Origin of the sequence: Clostridium autoethanogenum DSM 10061 (assembly GCF_001484725.1) — a bacterium.
GTDB lineage: Bacteria > Bacillota > Clostridia > Clostridiales > Clostridiaceae > Clostridium_B > Clostridium_B ljungdahlii.
The window spans coordinates 294,903-321,303 of the sequence record NZ_CP012395.1 but is presented as its reverse complement, the minus strand read 5'-3'; the positions used below and the strand labels follow the sequence as shown (position 1 = coordinate 321,303).

The following is a 26,401-nucleotide window of genomic DNA, read 5'->3' as shown; positions in this document are numbered from 1 at the left end:
ATAGAAAAGAGGATTATTTATGAAGATGTATGAAGGAAAATTAGTTGCAGAAGGTTTAAAATTTGGAATTGTAATTGCAAGATTTAATGAATTTATAGGCACGAAATTGTTAGAGGGTGCTTTAGATTGTTTAAAAAGACATGGAGCACAAGAAGAAGACATTGAGGTAGCCTGGGTTCCAGGAGCCTTTGAAATACCAATGGTTTCAAAGAAAATGGCTTTTTCTAAAAAGTATGATGCAGTTATTTGTCTGGGAGCAGTAATAAGAGGACAAACACCTCATTTTGATTATGTATCAAATGAAGTGTCAAAGGGAGTAGCAAGTGTTTCCCTTGAAAGCGGTATGCCAGTAATATTTAGTGTTCTTACCACAGATAATATAGAGCAAGCTGTAGAAAGAGCAGGAACTAAAGGTGGAAATAAAGGATATGATGGAGCTATGTCAGCTATAGAAATGGCAAATTTAATGAAACAGTTTTAAATATAATAAACGCTAAATCAATTTACAATGAATGATGTACAATTCACAATTAAGGATGATTTTCTGTTACCACAGAAAATGTACCAAAATTGTGAATTGATTATAGAATATGACAGCAGCTTCTGCTGCTTCTTTTTATTTCTCTTATATTTAAAATTAAAGTGGTAGATGAAGTTATTATTAAACTTATTGCGGTACTATATATATTTATCCATGATATGCCTGCAAGTATGTATATTAATATGACTTCTAAAATGGCAGAAATCAAAGAGTTTTTTAATAGTATATTTTGTTTGCCAATGCCATTTAAAATACCAAAAGTAGAAAAGGAGACAAAGGTAACAGGAGCAGCTAGTGAAGCAAATTTTATATAATTTCCCAGGTCATTTCTGTTATAAAATAATTGTCCTAAGTAATCTCCAGTGAAAAGGCAAATTACCATGGTACAGATACCTAAAAATAAAGATATTTTTATAATTTGATGAATCCTTTTTTCTATAGACCAGTAATTCCTACGGCTCATCTTTTCTGATAAATCTGGAATGAGAACCATTGATATGGAATTTATAATTGTAATTGGGAAAAATATTATATTTAAAGCCATGCCGTCAAATTTACCTATCATAGCTAGGGCTAAGTTGTATTCTATACCAGATGCTACAAGCCTTCTTGGAGTTATAAGTGTAGAGACAGCACCAAGTGCAGTAGATAAAAATCCATTTAAACAAAGGGGAAAAGATAGTACCAGTATATTGAATAAAAGTTGAAGTTTTTCCTCGGGATTTGAAGAACTAGATCTAAATTTTCTCCTTCTAGTTTTATACATTATGTAAAGTAAGATGAAACTTATAAACTCTCCTATGGCAAGGGTTGTATAAGCTGCAGTAACGGTGGAACCAACATCTTTCAAGGAAAATACAGTAATTATACTAATTATTATTACAATTCTAAGAAATTTTTCTGATATATCTATAATTGCAGGTATTTTAACCTGAGATATCCCATAAAAATAACCTTTTAGTATAGAGGATAATCCTATAAAAAACATAGCTGGGCACATAACCTGCAGGGCATGTACCGATCTAGTGTCATCTACTATTTTAGTACCTATGTAAGGAGCATTTATAAAGACGGTACAGACTATAAGTAAAGCAAAGAGTGAATTAAAAGTTAGAGATGCATCTATGGAATTATTTAAGTTATTAAAATCATCTTTGCTAAAATATACGGCAGCTATTTTGGAAATGGCTGCTACCATACCTCCCGATATAAGGCATATGAACAAATCGTATATAGGCATTATTAGTCCATAGAGACCTATTCCTTCAGCCCCGAGTTCTCTAGATAATATTATGGGAAATATAAATGCAAATATAGAAGTAATTAAATTTGAACAAATTAAAATAAGTGAATTTTTTAAAAACCTGTCTCTTTTCATAAAAACTCCCGTAATTAAAATTAGAATTAATATTAATAATTATGATAAGGATTTGAAGTATATTCTTTTTACTCATAAAAGTTTCTATTAGGCATTTTGTGATATACTAAACTTAAATTGTAAAGTTATCGGAAAATTTATGATAGAAAGGATTGTTTTTGATGAACAAATTAATTTGTAGCATCTGTGGTATGGCTATAGATGATAAAAATTATTTTTTCAATAAGGAGGCTTTTCTTAGAAAAAACACTTCAGGAAACATAATGTTCTGCCCTTTTTGTGGAGCTCCTGTAAAATATTTAGTTGAAGATGAACATAAAATTAAAACTTCAGCACACAACTTGGATGAATGGCATTTAAAAATAGTGAATAATGCATTTAAGCTGGAAGTATTTAATGGAGATTTTTATAAAGAAGCTTCAAAATTAGCTGAGGATTCAAAAATAAAAGATATGTTTAAAGCGCTTTCCAGAATAGAGTATATGCATGCTTCAGTTCACAAGAAAATAGGGGGATTTACTTCTGAACCTAATCTCAAAAAATTAGATTACTCTAAATACGCAGGTAATGATAAATTGCTTGAAATGGCATGTAAAAGGGAAAAACATGCAGTGGAATACTATGAAAAGTATGCTAACCGTATGGAAGATAATAAAATTAGAGATGTATTTAATGTGCTAGCATATGTAGAAAAAATACATATACAGCTTACAGATAAAAAATAAGCTAAAAATTCATAAGCCATATATTAAAATTAAAAGAACTCTGCATTTAGTTATTCATATGCAGGGTTCTTTTTTAATATATATATTCTAGAATCTATAATTTTGAGGAGAGTAGTGTATATGAAAAAAATTATAAAAATTTTATTTACAATTACAGTTGTATTTGTATTAACTTTTGTAATTGTAAATTATTTTTCTAAAACTCATTATAAAGTTGAAGTTCAAATGAAGGACAATACTCTAAGTTATGATTTAAAGTATTCCAGATTAAAAGGTGCAGTTGACTTTACAAAAGACGAAAAACAAAATTATTACATAGCATATAGTAATAGGATACAGATTATAAAAGATAACGGGAAAAGTTATGACATATTGAAGAATTCAAATTTGAATATTCACAGCATGGACTATTATAAAGGCAATCTATATTATTCTTCAGGAGATAGTATATATTGCTATAATATGAATGAAGGTAAAAATACAATTTTAATAAAGGGATTGCCTAATTATGGTGATTATAAGGACAGTTTAGTAAAAGTAAGCAATGCATGCTTATATATTTCCATAGGTTCTGCTACTAATTCAGGTGTAGTAGGAGATGATAATAAGTGGGTAAATGGCAATCTTTATGCCCATGATATGAGCCCAGAGAATATAACTCTTAGGGGAATAAATTTTGGAAAGAGTAAGACAGGTGCTTTTCAAAGTTATAATACTAAAAGTATAAAAGGTCAAATAGTTCCAGCACATTTCCCAGGAAATGCTTGTATTGTAATATATAATTTGGAAAGTGGGACAAGTGATACTTTTGCTTGGGGAATAAGGGATGTTACAGGAATGGGTTTTACAGACAGCAGCAAATTAATATGTGCTGTAGGGGGAATGGAAAACAGAGGTAGCAGACCTGTTATTGGGGATACAGATTATATATATGAAATAAAAAAGGGAAGCTGGTATGGATGGCCAGATTATAGTGGGGGAGATCCAGTTACTTCACCTAAGTTTAAAAGTGTGAAAAATTCTCCACTGCAATTTATACTGGACAATCACCCTACGACAAATCCACAAGCTCCTATATATCAGCATAAAACAGTAAGCAGTATTGGAACTCTTGCAGTGGATTCAAAAGGTGACTTAAACGATAGAAATTGTATATTTTTTTATGATAAAATTGATAATATAGTATATAGCTTTCGAGAAACAGGCTTACCGGAGGAAAAAGTTAAATTTAGTGAAAGAACTAAAATTTCAAGTATAAAAATATATGATAAATCTTTATTATTACTTGACGGTAAAGAAGGTTATTTATATAGTATAAAAAGAGGTAAGATTAAAAAAGTTTCAGAAATAAATAAAAATATTTATCCATACATACTTATGACAACAGTACTTGGAATAATATTAATTTTAAAAGTTCAAGGACGTTGATTTAAGTGTATATTTAAATTAAAGAGGAGATTGTAGTTAGATGAAACAAGAAATTGAAAAAACCTATGGAAGTGCTGTAAGAAAAATATTTTTCGCAGTTAACCCACTTAAGAAAAAAATTATGAAAACTAATTGTACTGTTCACAAGTTTATAATCATACGTGCTATTGAAATATTAAAAAATGATAATTATATGGAAGAGTATGAGTTTTTTAGAAAACATGTTAAAAGGTTAAATGCAGGAGTTACATGGGCAGATCAGGACTTTAAAAGTTCAAATCATTTCTACCATGTGAGTAAAGGAAAAGGGTTATATGGATTTTCGGATGCACTTACAGAATGTGAGAAATATTATGATAAGTCAATACAATTTCTAAAGAATAAAGAAGTGGAAAGAGCTCTATTTTATTTTGGTGCATCCTGCCACCTTATTCAAGATGTAACAGTCCCTCATCACGTAAATAACAAACTTTTGAGTAGCCATAGAAGATTTGAGCTGTGGATAATAGGAAGGCTTATGACAGATTATTCTTTTGTAGCTGAAGAGGGTGCTATAGTATATGATAAAGTGGAAGATTTTGTAAAAAACAATGCAATAATGGCCAATAGCATATATATGAAGAATATAAATATACAATCTAGAGATGAAAGATATTCTAAAGTAGCTGCAACTATTATAAAGGAAGCAGAGAGAACCACAGCAGGCTTTATGATTAAATACTATAGAGAACTAAAAAAACTTTAATATTTTTCCATAAAATGGAGGGTTTTTTCCTACTTTTACAGAACATATATAATAAGGATTTAACTCTGTTTATATATGTTGGTAAAGGATAGTGATTAAATTGAGTAAGGATATATTTATAAATATGGAAAAGGAAATATTCAAAGGAAATCTTTTGGATATAGGCATGGACAATCAAGGTATAATTTATAATATATATAAGGAATTTAATGATAATGTAAATGTGGAATATGTAAGTGGGAAAGAAGAAGGCAAAAATATAAAAGAAGATTATTATGATAATTGTATATTATTATTTTCCTTTAATAAATTATGGGTAAAATTTAAAAAGAAAAATTTTATAAAAGATATATACAACCATTTAGCAAAAAATGGGACTATCCATATATGGGATATTGATAAAGGGTATGGAAAGATTTTTTATGCAGATATAAAGATATTAATACCTGAAGGAAAACTGAGAAAAATAAAAATAAGGGATTTTAACATTTTAAAAGATAATTCTAAGGAAAGTACCCTACGACTACTAGATAATTATTTTAAAATTTTAGAATGTAGAAATTCTGACGGACTTTATTATATAAAGGCTGAAAAGAAGAACTTGGTTTGTAAAAGCTAGGACAACTAAAAAAGACGGGAGACTCATAATATGAAGGTACTATTAGCAGCACTTAATTCAAAATTTATTCACAGCAATTTAGCAGTGAGGTATTTAAAGGCTTATACACAAAAACTCAATTATAATTGTACTATAAAGGAATTTACTATAAATGATAGAAGGGAAAAAGTATTAGAGGAAATTATAGGGGAGAAACCAGATGTAGTGGCTTTCTCCTGTTACATATGGAATATAGAATACATAAAATCTTTAGCGGTACTCATTAAACTTATAAATCCTAAAGTGGAAATTTTGTATGGGGGACCTGAGGTGTCTTATGATAGTGATAGCTTTTTGAAAAGTGTGCCAGGGGAGTATGTAATAGTAGGTGAAGGAGAAGAAACCTACTATCAATTTGTAAAACTCAGGAAAAAATATTTTGATACTTCAGGAAAAGTTAATAATAAAGAGTTTTTTCTAGAATTGAGAGATATAAAGGGTCTTTGCTTCAAACAAAATGAAAATGTAATTCTAAATGAACAAAGAGAACCAATGGATATGAACAAGATAGTATTTCCCTATACAAAAGAAGATAATTTGAAAAATAAAATTGTGTATTATGAAGCTAGCAGAGGATGTCCCTTTAAATGTAAATACTGCCTTTCTTCTGCGAGTTTTGAAGTAAGGTTTTTGAATATAGAGAGAGTAAAAAAAGAACTTAAATTTTTAATGGACAAGGACATAAAGCTAATAAAATTTGTAGATAGGACTTTTAATTGTAATTATGAATTTGCTATGGAAATTTGGAAATTTGTAATAAATGCAGATACAGATGTTACATTTCACTTTGAGATTTCTGCAGATGTTTTAAAAGATGAAGAAATAAAACTTCTTAATACAGCCCCTAAAGGAAGAATTCAACTTGAAGTAGGGGTACAAACTACAAATGATACTGTGTTAAATAATATAAATAGATATGTTAAATTTAATTATATATATGACAGGGTGAAGAAGGTTCAAAAGTATCACAACATCAATCAGCATCTTGATTTAATAGCAGGACTTCCTGGAGAAGATTTTGAGTCCTTTAAAAAATCTTTTAATGATGTATATTCTATAAAACCAGAGGCTCTTCAACTTGGATTTTTAAAGTTATTGAAAGGCTCATCTATGATAGAAGAAGTCTCAAAATGGGGAATGGTGTATTCACCCTATGCTCCTTATGAGATATTAAAGACAGATAGTATAAGCTATGATGAAATTGTTATATTGAAGAGAATAGAGGAGGTCTTTGATAAATACTATAATTCTGGTAAATTTAAAAATATACTAAATTATTTTGTACCTAAATTTAAAACAGCTTTTGATTTTTACTATGAACTTGGAAAGTTTTTTTATAATAAAGGATATTTAAATAAAAATATATCTTCCTCAGATTACTATAAGGTATTTATAGAATTTGAAAATGAGTGTTTAAATGAAAAAAATATTGAATTAGAAGAGATAATAAAGTATGATTACTTGAAATTTAATAAGAAAAAATGGCTCCCAGATTTTTTAATGAGAGAAAAAAATAAGGAAGAAGAAAAAACTATAAAAGCTAAAATTGAGGATGGATTTATAGAGGTATCAAAAAAATATCATATAGAAAAGTTTTTTATAAATATAGAAAGACTTTTAAATGATTCGGTATTGGAGAAAAAAGAGGGGTATGTAATATTTGATATTGAAAATGATAAAGAGATATATTTATTTCACGAATAAATATATTTAAAAAGGGGTCGGTACTGTGAATATAACTATTGAAGATAAAGCCCTAAGTTATGCAAGGGAAAAAGAAGGGGATTTTGTAGTAAGGACTATTTCTGCACCAGGAGGATGTTTCTCTATGGATGTAAGAGAAATAACTGTAGAATTTATAAAAGATTTTAAAGCAAATGAAAAGATATTTAACAGTTATAGTTATAAAGAAATAAATGTATTTATAGAAAAAGGTCTGGAAATAAAAGATGATGAGGTACTTATATATCAAAAAGCCAAATTACCTTTTATAGGAGAAAGATTTGGAAGTAAAGGGGTTTCTGTAAAATACCTTTAAATATAGAATGCCATGGAGGAATTAAATGGAGAAAATTTTGATTGTGGAAGATGATGAAGATATTCGAGATATATTTAAAAGGTGAATCTTTTGAAGCATGGAAAGCAGAAAATGGTAAAGAAGCTTTTGAAATTCTTGAAAATAGAGAACCAGACTTAGTTATTTTGGATTTAATGCTGCCAGATACAAGTGGGCTTAATATTTGTAAAAATATACGCACAAAATACAAATATCCTATAATAATGCTCATTGCTAAAACAGCAGATCAAGATAAAATAATAGGTCTTACTTATGGTGCAGATGACTATATTACTAAAACTCTTAATCCTCTGGAAGTTATGGCAAGAGTTAAAGCTCAGTTTAGACGATACAAGGAGTATGGAGAAGATGCAAAGGAAGATAGCACTATATATTATAAAGGTTTAATCTTAGATGGAATTATTATATTTTAGCTTTTTTCTGTTTTTTGCAGTGTTTTTGGAGGTGATTTGTATATGCGAAAAGGTGACATCAAAGGGGGGCAATTATTCAAGCAAAAACCAGCAAAAAACACAGTTGTTAGCTGTGTTTTTTGCTTTCTTCTAATACCTCTTCAATTTGTGATTCCATTTCAACTTCTTTAATAGTATATTGAGGTCCAGCACCATTTACTATATCTGAAGCTCCTAAATTTATCTCTTTTCCATTTTGCATGTTTCCATTTTTATTAATTTCTTGTTTTATATGAGACATGTTTTATCACCTCATAGATTATTTTTACCGAGTAAAAGTGTAATTATTCTTTTATCAAGTAAATACTACAATCATTTGAGCGTTGAAAAAATCGGTATTCTATTAAGGCTCTTCTAATAATTGCATATTCTTCAAATTAAATGGTATGCTTTTTATAACAACACAGAAAAATCTGCGTACTTATGTATTTACTCGATTTAATCTTCAGGAAATTCCTTTAAATAAAAGTTTATTAGATGCAGATTTTTTCTTAGAACAGTTGACTGAAGAAATATATTCTATGCTTCGTGATAAAAACTTAAAATTTGATATAAATCTGCCTCCTAATATGAAGATTTACGTTGGTGTTTAACAACTTGTTAAAGAATGCTATAGCATATAGTCATAAGGATTCTTTATTACCTTAATTAAGGAGGAAAAATATATGAAATTAGTTGTTTATAATGTTTCTAAGGAGTTTAAAGATTTAAATGCTGCCTGTAATATAAATCTCGAATTTACTTCAGGGATTTGGGGACTTTTAGGAGCAAATGGTACGAGTTTCAAAAGAATTTAGATTTTTGGCTGATGTAATTAGTGCAATTAGAACTCATCTACTTTGTATACTTTCTTTGCCTTATCTGTATATAAAACACCATCTAAATGATCTATCTCATGACAAAAAGCCCTGGCAAATAGTCCTTCTGCATTGTATCTAACCTCATTTCCATTTATATCTTCACCTACTACAATTATTTTTTTAGGTCTAACTACAATGCCCTCATGACCATTATAACTTAGGCAGCCTTCTGGACCTTCATTTCTACCTATTTTTTTTAATATTTTAGGGTTTATTAAGATTACAGGATTGGTATTTTCTTTTCTCAAATCAATAAATATTATTCTCTTAAGAATACCTATCTGTGGAGCAGATAATCCAACTCCAGAACTAGCATATAAAGTATCCTTCAAATCTTGTACAATACCTAAAGTTTCTTCATCTATATTTTTCACTTTTCTGCTGACTTTTCTAAGTAATTTATCACCAAACTTCAATATTTCTTTTACGGCCAAATGTATTACCTCCTCTAAGTAAGTATATTTAAATTATACAGGTATTTGCTTAAACAATCAATAAAGGAAATTTTTGGATAATACGTGAAGTAAGGTCTTCCTATCTTGACATACGGTGTTATTAAATATAAAATTTACTTTTGTACTTGTATATTTATTGTAAAAACTATAGACTTCTATAGTATATGGGAGGGAAGAGATATGGCTATAAGTGTTATGAATATGGAAAATGAAAAAGAACATTTAGAAGAAACCTTGAATTGGATAGATATTCAGATTAAAAACGTAAATTCGGAAGATGAAAAGTTAAAAATAATTATAGATGGACTTAGAAAACAATCTAGAGGCAAATATAATGAAGAATTAGAAACAAAAGAAAAGCTATATAATATAACTCATAAGAATCTTGAAAAATATATGGAAAGTAAGAATAAGCCTTATTTTGGAAGAGTAGATTTTAGAGAATACAAGGGAGAAGAAGAGACTTTCTATATAGGAAAATTTGGACTGGGAGATATGGAAAAGGGCGATGAAAAGGTAATTGACTGGAGGGCTCCTCTAGCAGATCTTTATTATAGTGGAGTTTCAGGAGAAACTTTTTATAGATCTCCTCAAGGTATAATAAATGGAGAACTTAATTTAAAGAGAAAATTCTTGATTGAAGATGGAAAATTAAAGGATGCTTTTGATGAAGGAATAAATGAAATAATACTCCAGTCTGCAGATGAAAATGAAAATGTCCTAGTAGATGAATTTTTAAAAATAAATTTGGAACAAAGTGCAAATAGCAAACTTAAGGATGTAGTTGCTACCATACAAAAGGAGCAAAACAATATAATAAGAACTGAAAAAAATATTTCACTTATAGTTCAAGGATCTGCAGGTTCTGGAAAAACTACAGTAGCACTTCATAGGCTTGCCTACCTACTTTATAGATATAAAGGTAAAATTCAAGGGGAAGATATTGTAGTTGTAGCCCCTAATAAATTGTTTTTAAATTATATTTCAGATGTACTTCCAAATTTAGGCATAGAAAAAGTCAAACAGGTAACCTTTGAAAAAATGTGCTGCCAGATGTTGAATTTAAAAAGCAAAGTTTATACCAAAGATAAAAAGCTGTCCAGCATAATAGAAAGTAAAAAATACAGTGGTGTAGAAAACACACTTGAATCCAGTCGCGTTAGGGGAAGCATTTTATATAAAAATTTAATTGATAGGTATATAGAATATATAGAAGAAAGAGATGTAAATATTGATGATATAAAGATAGATAATTATATTCTGTTCAATAAAGAAGAAATATGTAGATTGTATTCAAGTGATATGAAACATCTGCCTATAAATAATAGGAAGCATGAGATAAAGAGGTATTTTCTGCTGAAGATAGATGATAAGATAAATAAAATAATGGACAAAATAGATTTTTATTATGAATATATGATTGCAAGACTAAAGAAAAGTATGGAGGATGGTCCAGATAGGAGAAAGACACTCACAAGTGTATACGATGAAAGAGATAAAAAGAAGAAAGACACTAAAAATAGGGCAATACAGGCTTTTGAATGTTATTTTAATAGATGGAGTGAAATTGATACAGAAAATCTTTATGAAGAGTTTTTAAATGACAAAGAAGTATTTGATAGAATTATAAAGGGAAATATTTCGAAGAACATATGGAATAATATAAAAGAGGAAGTAAAGGAAAATAGAGAAAAAAAAGTAATAGATGGTGATGATTTGGCTCCTCTTTGCTACTTGAAATTTAAAATAGAAGGAGTTTCTAAAAAGTTTAAATATAAGCACATTGTAGTGGATGAGGCGCAGGATTATAGTGCTTTTCAGATGACCATTTTAAAAGAAATTAGCATAAATGATTCCATGACTATAGTCGGAGATTTAGGACAGGGTATATACTATTATAAGGGAATAACTAATTGGAAAGATTTAATAGAAGATGTATTTGATTCTAATGCAAAATATACTCAACTTGAACACAGTTATCGTTCTACAATGGAAATAATAAAATTTGCAAATAAGATTCTTAAGCTTCAGAAAAACAATCTAAAACCTGCAGTACCAGTGCTTAGACATGGCAAAGTACCACAAGTAATAGAATTTAAAAACAATAGAGAATTTGGTGATGCTTTAGATAGGATTGTAGAGGAAGTGTACACTGCAGGCAAGAAAAGCATAGCTGTTATAGGTAAAACCTATGATCAGTGTAAGAAAATCAGAGAGTATTTAAAAAAGTACAGTTCTTATAGTTGGAGTCTGGTAAGGGAAAATGACAATAATTTAAATTTTGAAAACATAATAATTCCATCTTATATGACAAAGGGATTAGAGTTTGACTGCAGTGTAATTTATAATTGCAGCGAAGAAAATTATGGTGAAAATGAACTTGATAGAAAGATATTATATGTAGTTCTTACAAGGGCACTTCATATGGAATATATATTTTATTCAGGTAAAAAGTCTAAACTCATTAAGAATGTTTAGGTACAATTTGAATTTTGTTAATACAACGTTATGTATAAGTTAAAATTAAAAAATAATTATTATTACCAAATATTTAGTTTTACATTTTTCAAATTATGTGATAAAATATCAATAGTTAGATAAAATATAAATGTATTCATATTAAAAAAATAGGATGGTGAATGACTATGGAAAATGTAAAATTAAAAGAAAATATTTATTGGATTGGTGTAAAAGATCCTGAACTAAAAATCTTTGACATAATAATGAATACTAAAGAAGGAAGTACTTATAATTCTTATTTAATTGATGATGAAAAAGTAGCAGTAATAGATACTGTAAAGGATAAAGGTGTTTTTTTTGAAAAATATATATCAAATATAAAAGGTATAATAGGTAAAAGAAATATTGACTACATAATAGTACAGCATACAGAACTTGATCATAGTGGATCACTTGCAAAACTCATTGACTTATATCCTGAAGCTGTTGTAGTAGGTACTAAAGCAGCCTTGATGTATTTAAAGGATATAACAAATAAAGAATTTAAGAGCATGGAAGCCCCAAATGAATTGAGTCTTGGAAAAACTAATTTGCAATTTATAAAGTCACCAAATTTACACTGGCCTGATACGATGTTTACTTATATACAAAATAGAAAAGTATTATTTACCTGTGATTTTTTAGGATGTCACTATTGCCCTAAAAGCTCAATTACTGATAATTCAGATGATTATGATCATGAGATGAAATATTATTTTGATGTAATAATGGGACCATTTAAAAAATTTGTACTTATGGGCCTTGATAAAATTAAGAATTTAGATTTTGATATGGTAGGCCCAAGCCATGGACCTGTTCATATAGATGATATAAAGAAATCTATTGAATCCTATAGAAAGTGGGCTCTTACAGAATCTAAAGAAAAAAATGTTCAAATATTTTATATATCAGCTTATGGAAATACAGAAAAAGTTGCTAAATATATAGAAAATGTAATTAATTCAAGAGGAATAAAGGCAGAAGCACATGAAATAACTTCTATTCCTATGGAAGAGGCTATTTCTCTCATTGAAGGAGCTTCAGGTATATTAGTGGGCTCACCTACTATAAACCAGGATGCAGTGAAACCTGCATGGGATATGCTCTCACTTGTATGTGCTATAACAAATAGAGGAAAGGCAGCTGGTGCATTTGGTTCTTATGGATGGAGTGGTGAAGGTGTGCCTATGCTCACAGAGAGATTAAAGTCATTGAAATTTAAGGTAGCTAGTGGCTTTAGATTCAAATTTGTACCTAATGAGGAAAAGCTAAAAGAAGCAAATGAGTTTATAAATGAATTTTTAAATTTGCTTTAAAATAAGGAAGGGCATATGTCCCTTTCTTATTTTAAATGCTGAAAAGTCCAGGAAAGCAAATCTATGCATAAATCAGAAGTTTTATCATTCTCATCTAACTTAGGATTTAATTCTACCATATCCATGGATTTTACTAGACCAGTTTCCATTAAATATTTCAATATATACTTAACTTCTATAATGTTTATGCCTTTTTTTACTGGAGTGCCTGTTCCAGGAACTAATTGAGGGCTTAAAACATCTATGTCGAAACTAAAATGAAGAGATTGTACGCCGTTTCTTTTTAGCCTTGAACCAATCTCTTCCATTACATTTTTTATGCTCATTGCATGTATATCACGAGTTGAGTATATGTTTATATTTTGTTCTTTTAAAAAATCCAGTTCTCCTTTATCTAATGACCTGGCACCTAGTATAAATACATTTTGCGGTTTTACTTTAGGACCTTTATAATAAAGATCAGAAAGCTTATCATATCCAAAGCCCATAGCAGCTGAAAGGGGCATTCCATGCACATTACCTGATGGAGAAGTCTTGTCTGTATTTATATCGCCGTGAGCATCTAACCATACAACTCCAATATTTTTGTTATATTTGCTTGTACCTGAAAGACTTCCAAGTCCTATAGAATGATCACCGCCTATAGTTAAAGGAAAACTATGGGCACATAGTGAACTGTAAACCTGATGAGCTAGATTTTTGTTTGCATTTAGTATAGGTTTTAAATATTTCATATGAGAATTATATGTGTATTTTTCGCTCTCAGGTATATCTAAAACGGGGATATCTCCCGTATCATAAATTGTATGACCACTTTTATTTAAAGTGTATATTAATTTTTTTTGCCTTAATTTTTTAGGACCGTATTCTGTACCTTTTCTGTCAGAACCAAAAAAGATAGGTACACCTATTACACTAACGTCCATTTAAGTTACCTCCCTAATTTAACTTTTGGTAAAATGCAAATTTAAGTTCAATGTTATTTTTAGAATTTATTTTAAGCATTATTCTATTTTAATTTTACATATATGGTTCAAATATCTATACCTTAAAATTCAAATGAATGTAATGATTTTAAGTCTATTGAGAAGAATAAATTTGAAAAGAAAAAATAGAAAGAAAAAATAAAATTCAGCTAAAATAAATTAACTAAATTTATTTTCCTTTTGGTATTGTAGAATTAGCCTGTCCAATTTTTCACTACACTTTACAACAATTTCATCCGTAAGACTACTAGTTTTCATTAATAGATATAAAGTTTCCTTTAGATTGTTTATTTCAACATCTAAAATTCTCAAATTATCATTCATTATCATTCCTCCACAAGAAACTTTGTACTCTTATATTTTACCAGATAATAAGAAAATAACCATATCTTTTATTAGTCACCAATTTGCAGTATATTACAAAAATAAACATAACTTCTGTAGATAAGGTGTGGATTATTCTGTGGAGAAAATGTGGAAAAAAGAAAAAAATGTCTGCATATACTGATATGAATCAGCATGGATAAATTTTACAAATCAAAATAATGTCTAAAAGTTTTTATCATATTTATAAAATTACTATCTTAACTATTATAAAAATAGTTGACAATGTGGAGTAATTTGTGGAAAATAAAATTGAATAAATGCATAAATCATAAAGTTAGGAGCTGCAGCTATAAAATGGACAAATTAACTGAAAGAATAAATTTTCTTTATAAAAAGAGTAAAACTTCACAACTTACAGAAGATGAAAAAGAGGAACAGAGAAGGCTTAGAGAGAAGTATATAAACAATATAAAGAAAAATTTAAAAGCTCAACTTGGAGCTATACAACCAAAATCTGATGAAGATGAACTCAATTAAGAGGTGAGAAAATGCCAGTAACAGTAGTAGATATTATAAATGATTTAAATTTGGAAGTTATAAATAGAGGAGAAAATATAAACGAAATAAAGGAAAGCGATATAAATAGACCTGGACTTCAATTTAGTGGGTTTTATAATTATTATGCTAATGAGAGAGTCCAGATAGTAGGTAAGGCGGAATGGAGTTTTTTAGATGCCATGCAGCCTGAACTTAGAAAAAAAAGGCTTGGAAAATATTTTGAGTTTGACAATCCATGTACTATAATAACTAGAAATTTAGTACCTCATAAGGAGTTCTTAGAGAGTGCTATCTTCAATAAAAGGTGGATACTAAGAACTGATAGTATATCTACAAGGTTTATAAATAAAGTTATGAATTATTTAGATGATAAATTAGCACCTGAAACAAGGATACATGGCGTGCTTGTAGATGTTTATGGTATTGGAATACTTATAACTGGAGAAAGTGGTATAGGAAAAAGTGAGACTGCACTTGAACTTATAAAAAGGGGACACCGTTTAGTAGCAGATGATGCAGTAGATATAAAGCAAATAGATGGGGTACTTCATGGAACATCGCCATATATTACTTCAGGAATGATAGAAGTTAGAGGAATGGGGATAATTGATATACCTGCCCTTTATGGATTGAGTTCTGTACTTAAGGCAAAGGATATTAACATGATAATATATCTGGAGCAGTGGAAAGAAGATGAAAATTATGATAGACTTGGAATAGACAAGGAGTATTTAAATATATTAAATGTACCTGTAAGAAAATTAAAAATTCCAATTAGACCAGGAAGAAACCTGGCAGTCATAATAGAGGCCGCTGCAGCAAATTATAGATACAGTCTTATATCAAATGTAACTCCTGTAGATGTAATAAGTGAAAGAATAAATGAGGTGGCGAGGAAGAAGAATGGATAAGAGTATTATAAGAAAGAAAATGAAAGAAGAGAGAAATAAATTATCTAATTTACAAAAAGAAAAATTGGACAACAGCGTACTTCAAAAGGTTATAAAAAGTGAAGAATATAATAAGGCTAACAGTATATTTATATTTGTAAGTTATGGAAGTGAAGTGGACACTCATAGAATTATAAAAAAGGCACTTGAGCAGGGAAAAAATATTTGTGTCCCTAAAGTTATATCCAAAGAGGATGGAATGGTTGCAGTTAGAATACACGATTTTAATGAATTAAAAAGTGGGGCGTATGGCATATTGGAACCAGAAGATACAAAATTTGAAGTAAAAGAATCCTCTATAGATTTGTGTTATATTCCAGGAGTAGCCTTTGATAAAAGAGGTGGGAGAGTTGGATATGGAGGAGGATATTATGATAGGTTTTTTAAAAAGCTTAGAGAGGATTCCAAAAAAATTGCCCTTGCATATAGGTTTCAGGTACTAGATGAAGTACCCATGGAAGAACATGATATGTTTATAGATGGTATCATTTCTGATTAAAATACTTACAATTTTATTATATTATCTATTTAAAATATTTATATATAGATATTAAAAGTATTGCATCCTTTATATTGCTGAGAGGGTTCATGGACAATACTTTTTTTATTTTGTTTAAATCTGATGTCAAGAACTCTGTTTATACTATAGCTTTTGTCATAAAATTACATCTGCCAAGTAATGAATTATTTCTAATTAAAATTAACACACTAATAAGAATGAACTTATTTTTATGTTTACATTGGTGGTGTTTTTATGAAAATACTTGATATAGATAATGGTTTTCAAGAAGTTACGGAAGAAATTGATTTTATAAGCAGGCATTATTGGATATTACTTCATGCAGATGAAATTGAAAAATTAAAGGATTTTGTAGACATAGATAGAGATAGTATAGAGGAATGTAAAAGTTTTTCACAAGTATCAAAAATAAACTTTTTCAATGGGTATCTCTTTATAATACTTAATGTACTCAATTATGTAGAAGAAATAGTAATTCCTAGAGAATTGAATGTATTTTTAAGTAGAAATTATATAATAACTGTATACAAAGATAAGATTGATATATTAGATGATCTAATACAAGACATGGATGACTCCAAAAATTGCTTTTTACTAAAGGATAATTCGAGAGCATCTATATTACTTTACTATATTTTAGACAGAATAGTTATAAAAAACTATGATATAATATCCGCACTAGAGGTTAAAGCAGATAAAATTGAAATAGATGTTTTAAAAAATCCAACACATGATCAGATAGATAGTTTGATAACCTTGAGAAGACAGGTTTATAAAATAAGAAAATATTTAAATCCACTTATATACATAGGAGATAGTTTGGTTATGAATGACAATCTGGTAATAGAAAAAGACACCTTAGAATACTTTAGCAATTTAAATAGAAAAATAGAAAAACTTATGTTTTCTGTTGAAAGTTTAGTTCAAGATCTGGCTTTAGTGAGGGAAGCTTTTGAATCTGAAACTGCAAATAAAACCAATGAAGTTATGAAAGTTTTTACCGTAATAGCTAGTATATTTTTACCATTAGATTTAATAAGTAGTATCTATGGTATGAATCTAAAAGGGATACCATTTATGGAGATAGAAAATGGATGCCATTATGTAGTAATAATTATGTTTCTTGTGGCAGTCATTCTTATATGTATATTTAAGAGGAAAAAGTGGTTCTAATCTAAATTTATAAGGTATAGGAGATGAATACTAATGAAAGATGAGTCAAAGTTGGATATAGATAAAGTAAATTTAAGAACTAGTTTATCAGTAAGGGAAGTATTGAAAATACCTATATTCAAGGGCAGTAAGGTTATAGCGGGGAAAATGAAACTTCAAAATGAGTGCAAACACATTACTATACTTGAAACTCCTGAGGGAATAGAATGGTTAGAAGGAGGAGAATTTCTGCTCAGTACAGGTTATGCATTTAAAGATGATAAAGGTGCTTTAGAAAATGTTATATACAGGGCATCTAAACAAAATGTTTCTGCAATTGCTATTAAGGAAAAAAGATATATAAACTATATACCACAGAGAATGATAGATCAGGCAAATGAATATGGGGTACCTCTTATAATGCTGCCTTATAATTTTATATATACTAAGGCACTTACAAGTTTTTATAATGCACTAATGTATAAAAAAAATAGTTATATTTATGAATCACAAAAAATGCATGATAAACTTTTAAGACTCATACTTGAAAATAAAAATGTGCCTGATACTGTAAATGCTTTATCAAAATTAACAAATTTTAGTATAATAATTATGGATACCATCTCAAATGTAATTTGTAAAAATATAATTAGTGGCCATAAAAATGTATGTAAAAAAATATTTGAAGGGAATAAGTTATTTCATAACATCGAATTATTTTTAAATGAGCCTTATGTCAATGAATATGGTGATTATAAAATATATATGTACAAATTGAGCTGTAAAGATGACATAATTGGATACATGTATGTTATAAGTGAGTTACTATATAAAAGTTTATATACGGATGTTATTGAAAATGGTAAAAGAATTTTGGAATTAAAATTAGAAAAAGAAAAAAATGAACCATTAAATGCAGTTAACTTAAATAAGGTTATAACTAATATAATTTTAAACAGTAAGTCTTTGCCAGACAAGTTTTATTTAAATATAAGAAACAATTACAAATGGAATAATAAAAAAAGCTTTATTGGTATTTGTATAGACATTTATACGAAGAGTCAGAAGCTTATTGAACAAATTTGTAGTTTAATTGGAAGAATTTTTAATGGACAAGGTTTTTTTATTACAGAAGATGCAAATAAGATATTTATATTTTTTCCTATGGATGGAGATGTTAACTTAAAGGATATAGTAGATAAAGTATGTATATTTCTTAATAAATATGATAAGAGTGTAAGTGCGTCTTTTTCAGCATCCAAAATATATGATAATATAAAAGATATACCTAAAATGTACAATGAATGTTATATAACTTCTTTATTCAATAAAGAGAAAGAGACACTCTATTATGATTCTTTAGATACTATAAAATTATTATATACATTAAAGGAAAATATGCAAACTTCAGAATATTGTAATAAGACATTAGGAAGTATTAAAAAATATGATAGTGAAAACAAAAGTGAACTTGTAAAAACATTAAATACATATTTTAAATTTAATATGAATAAAAAAGTAGTTTCTAAAGAATTACATATTCACCCTGAAACATTGAGATATAGGTTAAGCAAAATAGAGGATTTAACGGGATATTCTCTACACAATTCTGAAGGAATTTTTGCTCTGCAAATGGGAATAAAACTTTACAAAATGATAAATTACAACAATTCATCATTTTAATTTGATTTTGAAATTATTAATTCATTCAAAATAGTAGATATGTAAATAAAAGTTGTATGCTTATGATTAGTCATAAACATACAACTTTTATTTTATGAAATTGCAGTATATCATATTTTCTGAAAAATATTTATAATTCATATTATACTATTTAATACTAAAAATGAAAGGAGAAATATGATTATGATGAATGAGTTAGAAAATGAAAAAAGTCATCCTTCTATGTTTGAACCCGTTGCATTTATAGTTAATATTTTTTGTGCTGTACTTGGAGCCATAATAGGTATGCAACTTATAACTACACTAGGAGTTACTCCCAATACTTCTATAATAGGTGCACTCATTGCAATGCTTATATCAAGAATACCTTTAAGTATATTGCAGAAATTTAGATCTATACATAGACAAAATATTGTTCAAACGTCTATATCTTCTGCTACCTTTGGAGCAGCAAATAGTTTGATGATACCAATTGGAATTCCATTTTTAATTGGAAGAAGTGATCTGGTATTACCAATGCTTATAGGAGTTAGTTTTGCTATGATCGTTGATGCCACTATCTTATATAATGTATTTGATTCTGAAATTTTTCCAGGAACTGGGGCATGGCCTCCTGGAGTTGCTACAGCTCAGTCAATTTTGGCAGGGGATAAAGGTGGCAAAAGGGCAGGTATTTTAGGTATAGGAACTACAGTTGGTGTAATTGGATCTTTCTTACATATTCCAATGTCCGCTTTTGGTATTGCATTTATAGGTAATATATGGGCTCTATTTATGTTTGGAGTGGGGCTTTTAATTAATCAATACTCAATGAGTTTATTTGGAATAAATGTAAATAAACTTTATATACCACATGGTATCATGATAGGTGCAGGATTTGTTGCTATTTGTCAAATATTTAAGGTGATTTTCATCAAACAGAAAGAAACCAAGCTTGAAAATAAAGGTGCGGATGTAAAATATACGCGTTCTACAGGTAGGGTAAAAAGAACTTTGCTTCTTGGATATGCAATTTATGTGTTTATTGCATCTGGTATTGCCATTGTCTGTGGACTTATTACAAAAATGTCTACAGGAATGCTTATTGGCTTCGTTTTATATGCAGCAGTAGCAGCTTTCGTTCATGAGTTACTTGTAGGTATTGCAGCAATGCACTCTGGATGGTTTCCTGCTTTTGCTATTGCTTTTATTACATTAATAGTTGGAATGCTTATTGGATTTCCACCTATAGCACTTGCACTACTTGCAGGATTTAGTGCAGCTACAGGTCCTGCATTTGCAGATATGGGATATGACCTTAAATCAGGTTATATACTTCGAGGAAATGATAAAGATGATAAATTTGAATTGGAAGGAAGAAAACATCAATATATTGCAGCTATAGTTGCCTTTGCAATTGCAATGATAATTGTATTTATAAGTTACAGGAGCTATTTTGGTCAAAGCCTTGTTCCTCCAATAGATAAAGTGTATATTTCCACAATTAAAGCTGGTGCTTCTGCGGAAGTTGCAAAACAACTTCTCATATGGATGATTCCAGGAATTATACTTCAGTTTATTGGTGGTTCAAGTCGTCAGCTTGGTGTATTATTTGCAACAGGTCTTCTCATTACATCACCTAATGCTTGCTGGGCTGTTTTAGTGGGAATCCTAATTAGAGTTGTTTGTATAAAAATAAAAGGAAAAGAAGCAGAAACACCTATGAGTATTTTTGCAGGTGGTGTAATTGCAGGTGATGCACTGTTTAGTTTCTTTGGATCTATTTTTAAAGTAGGTAAATAAAGCTTAAAAGGGGGTATTTATTGTGGCTAGGAAGATAAAAATTGATGAAGAAATTTTAAATTATGCTGTTTTTGGAGGATGCATACTAGGAGGCGGCGGAGGAGGTTCTAGAAAATTAGGAATGGAGTCAGGAAAGGCAGCTTTAAAATATGGCAATCTCGAATTGATTGATATAAATGACATTCCTGAAGATACAATTATAATTACAGCTTCAGCAGTTGGAGCTCCTGCTGCTAGTCTTCAATATGTACTGCCAGAATATCATATAAGAACTATTAAATTATTTGAGGAAAATACAGGTATAAAAATAGGCGGAATAATAACAAATGAAAATGGCGGCGCTTCTACCATGAATGGGTGGACAGAAGCTGTTGCTTTAGATATACCTTTTATTGATGCACCTTGTAATGGAAGAGCTCATCCTACAGGTGTTATGGGAAGTATGAATTTAAATAATGTGGAAGGATATGTTTCCTGTCAGGCTGCAGTGGGGGGGAATCCTGAAATAAATAAGTATTTAGAAACATTTATCAGAGGATCTATAGGAAATGCTTCTGGTATGGTAAGGCAAGCTTCTGTATTTGCAGGAGGTCTTGTTTGTGTAGCTAGAAATTCTGTAACAGCAGGTTATGTAAAAAAGAATGGAGCATTAGACGGAGTATCTCATGCTATTGAAACTGGTAGGGTATTTTATAAAGGTTTAAAGCAAAATGTAGAAAGTGCTCCAGAGAGTGCTGCAGAATTTTTAAAAGGAGAAGTAGTTATAGAAGGAAAAGTGGATGAGATTATCTTGAATACTACAGGTGGATTTGACGTTGGGGTAGTTAAAGTTAAAGATTATGAAATTACATTTTGGAATGAATACATGACTCTTGAGAAAAATGGTGAGAGACTTGCAACTTTTCCGGATCTTATAATGACTTTTGATAGTATAACTGGAATGCCTGTAACTAGTGCTGAAATTAAACAAAATCAGGTTGTTAAAATTATGAAGACAAGTAAGAAAAATTTAAAGCTTGGAAGTGGAATGAAGGATAAAAGTCTACTTGAACAAGCAGGAAAAATTATAAATAAAGATATTTTAAATTACATATAGTTTGTATTCAGGGAGGAATAAATTATGTTACTAAAACAAATTTTAGAAGTAAATGACATTGTAGATAGGGCAGATGTAAATGGCAATATGGTAAAAAAATATTTGGAATCCTATGGTGGAAAAGATATAACTGTTAAAAAAATTCAAGGAGATGAGGGATCTACTGATTTTATAAAAATTAGGATACCAGGTTTAAAAGGTAAATCAAAAGGTATGTATGCACCAACTATAGGTATTTTAGGTAGACTTGGAGGAATAGGTGCAAGACCTGAACTTACAGGAATGGTTTCTGATGCAGATGGTGCCTTAACAGCTTTAGCTGCTGCAGCAAGAATTTTGGATATGCAAAATAAGGGAGATTACTTGGAAGGCGATGTAGTAGTATGTACACATATTTGTCCAAATGCTCCTACACAGCCTCACAAGCCAGTTCCTTTTATGGGGTCTCCAGTGGAAATGTCTGTAGTAAATAAAGCTGAGGTAGATGATGAATTAGATGCTATATTATCGATAGATACTACAAAAGGAAATAACATAATAAATACTAGAGGATTTGCTATTTCACCAACAGTTAAGGAAGGATATATACTGAAAGTTAGCAGCGATATTATAAGTATTATGCAGATTACTACAGGAAAACTGCCTTATGTATTTGCACTGTCAACTCAGGATATTACACCTTATGGAAATGGATTATATCATTTAAATAGTATACTGCAGCCATCAACAGCTACCGATTCACCAGTAATTGGAGTAGCTATAACAACGGAGGTATCCATTCCGGGATGTGCAACAGGAGCTAGTCACTTTCAAGATATGGAAGAGGCAGCTAGGTTTTCTATAGAAGTTGCAAAATCTTATGGAAAAAAGGAATGCAGTTTCTATGATGAAGAGGAATTTGAATTGATAAAGGAAAAATACGGATCAATGAAACACATACAAACTCTTGGAAAGTAAAAGGGGTGTTATATTTATGAAGAAAAAAATTGGTACTATAACTATAGGACAATCCCCTAGGGTAGACGTAGTTCCTGAAATAAAAAGTGTTCTTGGTGATAATATAGAAATAGTAGAGACAGGAGCTCTTGATGGTTTGACAAGGGGCGAAATAGAATCATTTAAAATAGAAGATAATGACTATATTTTAGTGTCAAGGCTGCAGGATGGAACTTCTGTTAAATTTGCAGAAAGGAATATATTGCTAAAACTTCAAAAATGTATTGAAAAATTAGAAAATAGAGGTGTAGAGATCATTGTATTTATATGTACAGGATGTTTTCCGCCTGTATTTAAATCAAATAAATTACTTATATATCCTCAAACCATTTTACATTCTGTAGTACCTAATCTTGCAAGCAACAATAAGATAGGGGTATTTACTCCCCTTTGTAATCAGATAAGGCAGACTTATGATAAATGGTCTGAAAGTGGGAAAGATATAGAAGTAATAGCTGCTTCTCCCTATGAAAGTATAGAAAAAATTAAAAAAGCAGCTCTTGATATGAAAGAAAAAAATGTGGATGTAATTGTTATGGATTGTATAGGATACAATCTAAAAATGAAAAATATGGTGAGAGATATAACTGGCAAACCAGTTATACTACCAAGAACTCTTATTGGAAGAATCATAAAAGAAATGTTAGACTGACAGTTAGGAGAGATGTATTTTGGATTTAGAAAAGGGAAGTAAAATAGTATTAGACAAATGCCTTGGTTTAAAAAAAGATGAGAATGTATTGATTGTTACGGATGAAACCAAGTTAAATATAGGACAGGCTTTATATAAGGAAGCACAGAAAATGGGAGGAGAAGCTGTACTTGCACTTATGAAATCTGGAGAAGTAAGTGGACAAGAACCTCCTAAATGTATTTCTCAAGCTATGAAAGCAGCTGATGTTGTAATATGTGCAACTAAAGCTTCTATAACTCATACCAATGCAAAGATCGATGCGGTTAAGAATGGTGCAAGAATTGCAACCATGCCGGGGATAACTGAAAATATGTTTTCCGAGGGACCTATAAAGGCAAATTATAGTGAAGTGGAAAAACTCACAATAAAAATAACTGACTTACTAACTAAAGCTAAAACTGCCAAAATAATTAAAGATGGTCATGTGTTAACTATGAGTTTGAACAATAGGAATGGTGTACCGAGCACAGGAGTTTATAGGAAAAGAAGTACGTCTGGTAACCTACCTTCAGGAGAAGCGTATATAGCTCCTGTAGAGGAAACTGCAGAAGGCGAGATGATAGTTGATGGCAGTATGGTTGGAGTGGGAAAAGTTTCGGAACCTCTTTATTTGAAAATTAAAGATGGAAAATTAAAAGAAATAAAAGGCAAAGATGCAGATAAGCTAAATATACTTCTTTATAATGAAAAAAATTCAAGTCTTTGTGAATTGGGAATTGGAACAAATCCTGAGGCTAAAGTTACAGGAGTTATATTAGAAGATGAAAAAATTTATGGAACAGTACATATTGCTTTTGGTACAAATACATCTTTTGGAGGAACAGTAAAAGCAGATTGTCATATTGATGGTGTTATTTTAAATCCGGATTTATATTTAGATAATGTCCATGTGATTGATAGGGGGAAATTCCTAGTATAAGTTAGAATATATAAAAAAAGATTTAGTACTAAAATTTATTTAGTGCTAAATCTTTTTTTATAAATGAAATTTTATGGTGGAGATAAGAAAATCTAAATATTAATATATTGGTGTGTTTTGTGATAGAATATAATTGTTAATAAAGTGAAGTGTAACATTTATTTGCTAATACAATAACATTAATATAGAAGAGGAGAGATAAAATGTCAAAGAATTTAACTAAGGAATACAAATATGCATGGGACAAATATTCAAAAAAAGATTTTAAAATACTCTTTAAAATTTCAGATGAGTATGAAAAATTTATGTCTAAATGCAAGACAGAGAGAGAATGTGTAAAAGAATTTATATTGAGAGCTGAAAAAAACGGATATAAAAATATAGAGGATATAATGAATGCAAAATCCACTTTAAAAGCAGGAGATAAGTTTTATGCTAATAATAAGAATAAAAATTTAGCTCTTTTTGTAATAGGTACGGAGAATATGGAAAAAGGGATGAGGATACTTGGAGCTCATATAGACTCCCCACGGCTTGATTTAAAGCAAAACCCTCTTTATGAGGATGCTGACCTTGCATTGTTTGACACCCATTATTATGGAGGTATAAAGAAGTATCAGTGGGTTACCCTTCCACTTGCCATTCATGGTGTAGTTATAAAAAAAGATGGAACTAAGGTAGAAATAGTAATAGGAGAAGAGGATGGAGATCCTGTAGTTGGAGTATCTGACTTACTTGTACATCTTGCAGGAGACCAGATGGATAAGAAAGGAAATAAGGTTGTAGAAGGAGAAGATTTAAATGTTCTAATTGGAAGTATTCCAATAGAGGACAAAGAAGCTAAAAATAGAGTAAAAAAGAACATATTGAGAATTTTAAACGACAAATATGGAATAGAAGAAGAGGATTTTGTATCTGCAGAATTAGAAGTAGTTCCAGCAGGGCCTGCCAGAGATTTTGGACTTGACAGTAGTATGGTTATGGCTTATGGCCATGATGATAAAATATGTGCCTATACTTCTTTTGATGCCATGATGAAAATAGAAAATCCAAACAAGACCTGTGTTACTCTTTTAGTAGATAAAGAAGAAATAGGAAGCGTAGGAGCTACAGGAATGCAATCAAGGTTTTTTGAAAATACAGTAGCTGAAGTAATGTCACTATGCGAAGAATACAGCGATTTAAAACTTAGAAGGGCTTTAACGAATTCGAAAATGCTGTCTTCTGATGTAAGCGCTGCCTTTGATCCAAATTATCCTTCTGTAATGGATAAAAATAACGCAGCATATTTTGGAAAGGGAGTAGTATTTAATAAATATACTGGTGCAAGAGGAAAATCAGGTTGTAATGATGCGAATCCAGAATATATAGCTGAAATAAGAAATATAATGGATAAAAACGATGTATCCTGGCAAACAGCAGAACTTGGCAAGGTAGACCAAGGTGGTGGTGGAACTATAGCTTATATACTAGCGGAGTACAATATGCAAGTTATAGATTGTGGAATAGCACTTCACAATATGCATGCACCTTGGGAAGTAGCAAGTAAAGCAGATATATATGAAGCTGTAAAAGGATACGTTGCATTTCTAAAAGAGATATAA

27 protein-coding genes and 1 pseudogene are annotated in these 26,401 nt (G+C 29.8%); 22 read left to right on the top strand and 6 right to left on the bottom strand.

The genetic code is table 11. The annotated features are described in order from the left end of the window. Positions 1-19: 19 nt before the first annotated feature. Positions 20-481, top strand: a complete 462-nt coding sequence (ribH, locus tag CLAU_RS01425; protein ID WP_013238856.1) for a 6,7-dimethyl-8-ribityllumazine synthase — start codon at positions 20-22, stop codon at positions 479-481. 100 nt (positions 482-581) lie between these two features. Here ribH and spoVB read toward each other — a convergent pair whose 3' ends face one another. Continuing rightward, positions 582-1,919, bottom strand: coding sequence for a stage V sporulation protein B (gene spoVB, locus CLAU_RS01420; RefSeq protein ID WP_013238855.1), 1,338 nt, complete (start codon positions 1,917-1,919; stop codon positions 582-584). A gap of 161 nt (positions 1,920-2,080) precedes the next feature. Here spoVB and CLAU_RS01415 point away from each other — a divergent pair, with 161 nt between their 5' ends. From CLAU_RS01415 to CLAU_RS01385, 7 genes are all read left to right on the top strand, one after another. Beyond that, positions 2,081-2,644, top strand: a complete 564-nt coding sequence (locus tag CLAU_RS01415) for a ferritin family protein (RefSeq protein ID WP_023161766.1) — start codon at positions 2,081-2,083, stop codon at positions 2,642-2,644. A gap of 120 nt (positions 2,645-2,764) precedes the next feature. Beyond that, entirely contained in the window at positions 2,765-4,072 is a 1,308-nt protein-coding gene (locus CLAU_RS01410) for a PQQ-dependent sugar dehydrogenase family protein (RefSeq protein WP_023161765.1), read from the top strand. 40 nt (positions 4,073-4,112) lie between these two features. Next, on the top strand, positions 4,113-4,817 hold the full coding sequence (locus CLAU_RS01405) for a zinc dependent phospholipase C family protein (protein WP_023161764.1): 705 nt from the start codon (positions 4,113-4,115) through the stop codon (positions 4,815-4,817). A gap of 91 nt (positions 4,818-4,908) precedes the next feature. Next, positions 4,909-5,436, top strand: coding sequence for a hypothetical protein (locus tag CLAU_RS01400; protein ID WP_087877521.1), 528 nt, complete (start codon positions 4,909-4,911; stop codon positions 5,434-5,436). Positions 5,437-5,466: 30 nt separating this feature from the next. Further along, positions 5,467-7,179 (top strand): B12-binding domain-containing radical SAM protein, encoded by a 1,713-nt coding sequence (locus CLAU_RS01395; RefSeq protein ID WP_029169956.1) that lies wholly within the window; start codon positions 5,467-5,469, stop codon positions 7,177-7,179. A gap of 25 nt (positions 7,180-7,204) precedes the next feature. Beyond that, on the top strand, positions 7,205-7,513 hold the full coding sequence (locus tag CLAU_RS01390) for a hypothetical protein (protein WP_023161761.1): 309 nt from the start codon (positions 7,205-7,207) through the stop codon (positions 7,511-7,513). Positions 7,514-7,563: 50 nt separating this feature from the next. Further along, positions 7,564-7,965, top strand: a complete 402-nt coding sequence (locus tag CLAU_RS01385) for a response regulator (RefSeq protein WP_242825727.1) — start codon at positions 7,564-7,566, stop codon at positions 7,963-7,965. Between the two features lie 106 nt (positions 7,966-8,071). On the opposite strand, the gene CLAU_RS20675 is transcribed toward CLAU_RS01385, so the two are convergent. Both CLAU_RS20675 and CLAU_RS20210 read right to left on the bottom strand, forming a co-directional pair. Next, the gene (locus CLAU_RS20675) at positions 8,072-8,245 is read right to left on the bottom strand and encodes a hypothetical protein (protein ID WP_013238847.1); all 174 of its coding nucleotides are present in this window, start codon (positions 8,243-8,245) and stop codon (positions 8,072-8,074) included. Positions 8,246-8,288: 43 nt separating this feature from the next. Next, positions 8,289-8,369 (bottom strand): annotated as a pseudogene (locus tag CLAU_RS20210) (DUF2087 domain-containing protein); the annotation flags it as partial. A gap of 300 nt (positions 8,370-8,669) precedes the next feature. Between CLAU_RS20210 and CLAU_RS21300 the strand changes: the two are divergent. Beyond that, a complete protein-coding gene (locus CLAU_RS21300) occupies positions 8,670-8,801 on the top strand; it encodes an ABC transporter ATP-binding protein (protein WP_023161760.1) in 132 nt (43 codons plus the stop codon). A gap of 26 nt (positions 8,802-8,827) precedes the next feature. On the opposite strand, the gene def is transcribed toward CLAU_RS21300, so the two are convergent. Beyond that, positions 8,828-9,298 (bottom strand): peptide deformylase, encoded by a 471-nt coding sequence (gene def / locus CLAU_RS01380; protein ID WP_023161759.1) that lies wholly within the window; start codon positions 9,296-9,298, stop codon positions 8,828-8,830. Between the two features lie 201 nt (positions 9,299-9,499). Between def and helD the strand changes: the two genes are divergently transcribed. Continuing rightward, positions 9,500-11,797, top strand: a complete 2,298-nt coding sequence (gene helD / locus CLAU_RS01375; protein ID WP_023161758.1) for an RNA polymerase recycling motor HelD — start codon at positions 9,500-9,502, stop codon at positions 11,795-11,797. Positions 11,798-11,964: 167 nt separating this feature from the next. Further along, positions 11,965-13,134, top strand: a complete 1,170-nt coding sequence (locus CLAU_RS01370; protein ID WP_029169955.1) for an FprA family A-type flavoprotein — start codon at positions 11,965-11,967, stop codon at positions 13,132-13,134. Between the two features lie 26 nt (positions 13,135-13,160). Here the strand turns inward: CLAU_RS01370 and rocF are convergent, their stop codons facing one another. Then, a complete protein-coding gene (gene rocF, locus CLAU_RS01365) occupies positions 13,161-14,060 on the bottom strand; it encodes an arginase (protein ID WP_023161756.1) in 900 nt (299 codons plus the stop codon). 219 nt (positions 14,061-14,279) lie between these two features. Then, the gene (locus CLAU_RS19840) at positions 14,280-14,444 is read right to left on the bottom strand and encodes an aspartyl-phosphate phosphatase Spo0E family protein (protein ID WP_023161755.1); all 165 of its coding nucleotides are present in this window, start codon (positions 14,442-14,444) and stop codon (positions 14,280-14,282) included. A gap of 357 nt (positions 14,445-14,801) precedes the next feature. Between CLAU_RS19840 and CLAU_RS01360 the strand changes: the two genes are divergently transcribed. The 11 genes from CLAU_RS01360 (at position 14,802) to CLAU_RS01305 (ending at position 26,401) form a co-directional block, all read left to right on the top strand. Continuing rightward, positions 14,802-14,984, top strand: coding sequence for a DUF896 domain-containing protein (locus tag CLAU_RS01360; RefSeq protein ID WP_023161754.1), 183 nt, complete (start codon positions 14,802-14,804; stop codon positions 14,982-14,984). An 11-nt stretch (positions 14,985-14,995) separates the two neighbouring features. Further along, on the top strand, positions 14,996-15,916 hold the full coding sequence (gene hprK, locus CLAU_RS01355) for an HPr(Ser) kinase/phosphatase (protein ID WP_023161753.1): 921 nt from the start codon (positions 14,996-14,998) through the stop codon (positions 15,914-15,916). Next, positions 15,909-16,454: a 5-formyltetrahydrofolate cyclo-ligase gene (locus CLAU_RS01350; RefSeq protein WP_023161752.1), complete on the top strand. Its 546-nt coding sequence runs from the start codon at positions 15,909-15,911 to the stop codon at positions 16,452-16,454. Before hprK ends, CLAU_RS01350 begins: the two co-directional genes overlap by 8 nt. Before the next feature lie 255 nt (positions 16,455-16,709). Continuing rightward, on the top strand, positions 16,710-17,648 hold the full coding sequence (locus tag CLAU_RS01340) for a magnesium transporter CorA family protein (RefSeq protein WP_023161751.1): 939 nt from the start codon (positions 16,710-16,712) through the stop codon (positions 17,646-17,648). A 33-nt stretch (positions 17,649-17,681) separates the two neighbouring features. Then, positions 17,682-19,310, top strand: a complete 1,629-nt coding sequence (locus CLAU_RS01335) for a PucR family transcriptional regulator (protein ID WP_023161750.1) — start codon at positions 17,682-17,684, stop codon at positions 19,308-19,310. A 183-nt stretch (positions 19,311-19,493) separates the two neighbouring features. Next, complete coding sequence (locus CLAU_RS01330) at positions 19,494-21,092, top strand: OPT/YSL family transporter (protein ID WP_023161749.1); 1,599 nt, start codon at positions 19,494-19,496, stop codon at positions 21,090-21,092. 22 nt (positions 21,093-21,114) lie between these two features. Beyond that, on the top strand, positions 21,115-22,188 hold the full coding sequence (locus tag CLAU_RS01325) for a DUF917 domain-containing protein (RefSeq protein ID WP_023161748.1): 1,074 nt from the start codon (positions 21,115-21,117) through the stop codon (positions 22,186-22,188). A 24-nt stretch (positions 22,189-22,212) separates the two neighbouring features. Then, on the top strand, positions 22,213-23,145 hold the full coding sequence (locus CLAU_RS01320; protein ID WP_023161747.1) for a DUF1177 domain-containing protein: 933 nt from the start codon (positions 22,213-22,215) through the stop codon (positions 23,143-23,145). Positions 23,146-23,161: 16 nt separating this feature from the next. Then, the gene (locus CLAU_RS01315; RefSeq protein ID WP_023161746.1) at positions 23,162-23,836 is read left to right on the top strand and encodes an AroM family protein; all 675 of its coding nucleotides are present in this window, start codon (positions 23,162-23,164) and stop codon (positions 23,834-23,836) included. Positions 23,837-23,855: 19 nt separating this feature from the next. After that, positions 23,856-24,797, top strand: coding sequence for an aminopeptidase (locus tag CLAU_RS01310; protein WP_023161745.1), 942 nt, complete (start codon positions 23,856-23,858; stop codon positions 24,795-24,797). A 203-nt stretch (positions 24,798-25,000) separates the two neighbouring features. Beyond that, positions 25,001-26,401 carry an aminopeptidase gene (locus CLAU_RS01305; protein ID WP_023161744.1) on the top strand — a complete coding sequence of 467 codons (1,401 nt, stop codon included), beginning with the start codon at positions 25,001-25,003 and terminating at the stop codon, positions 26,399-26,401.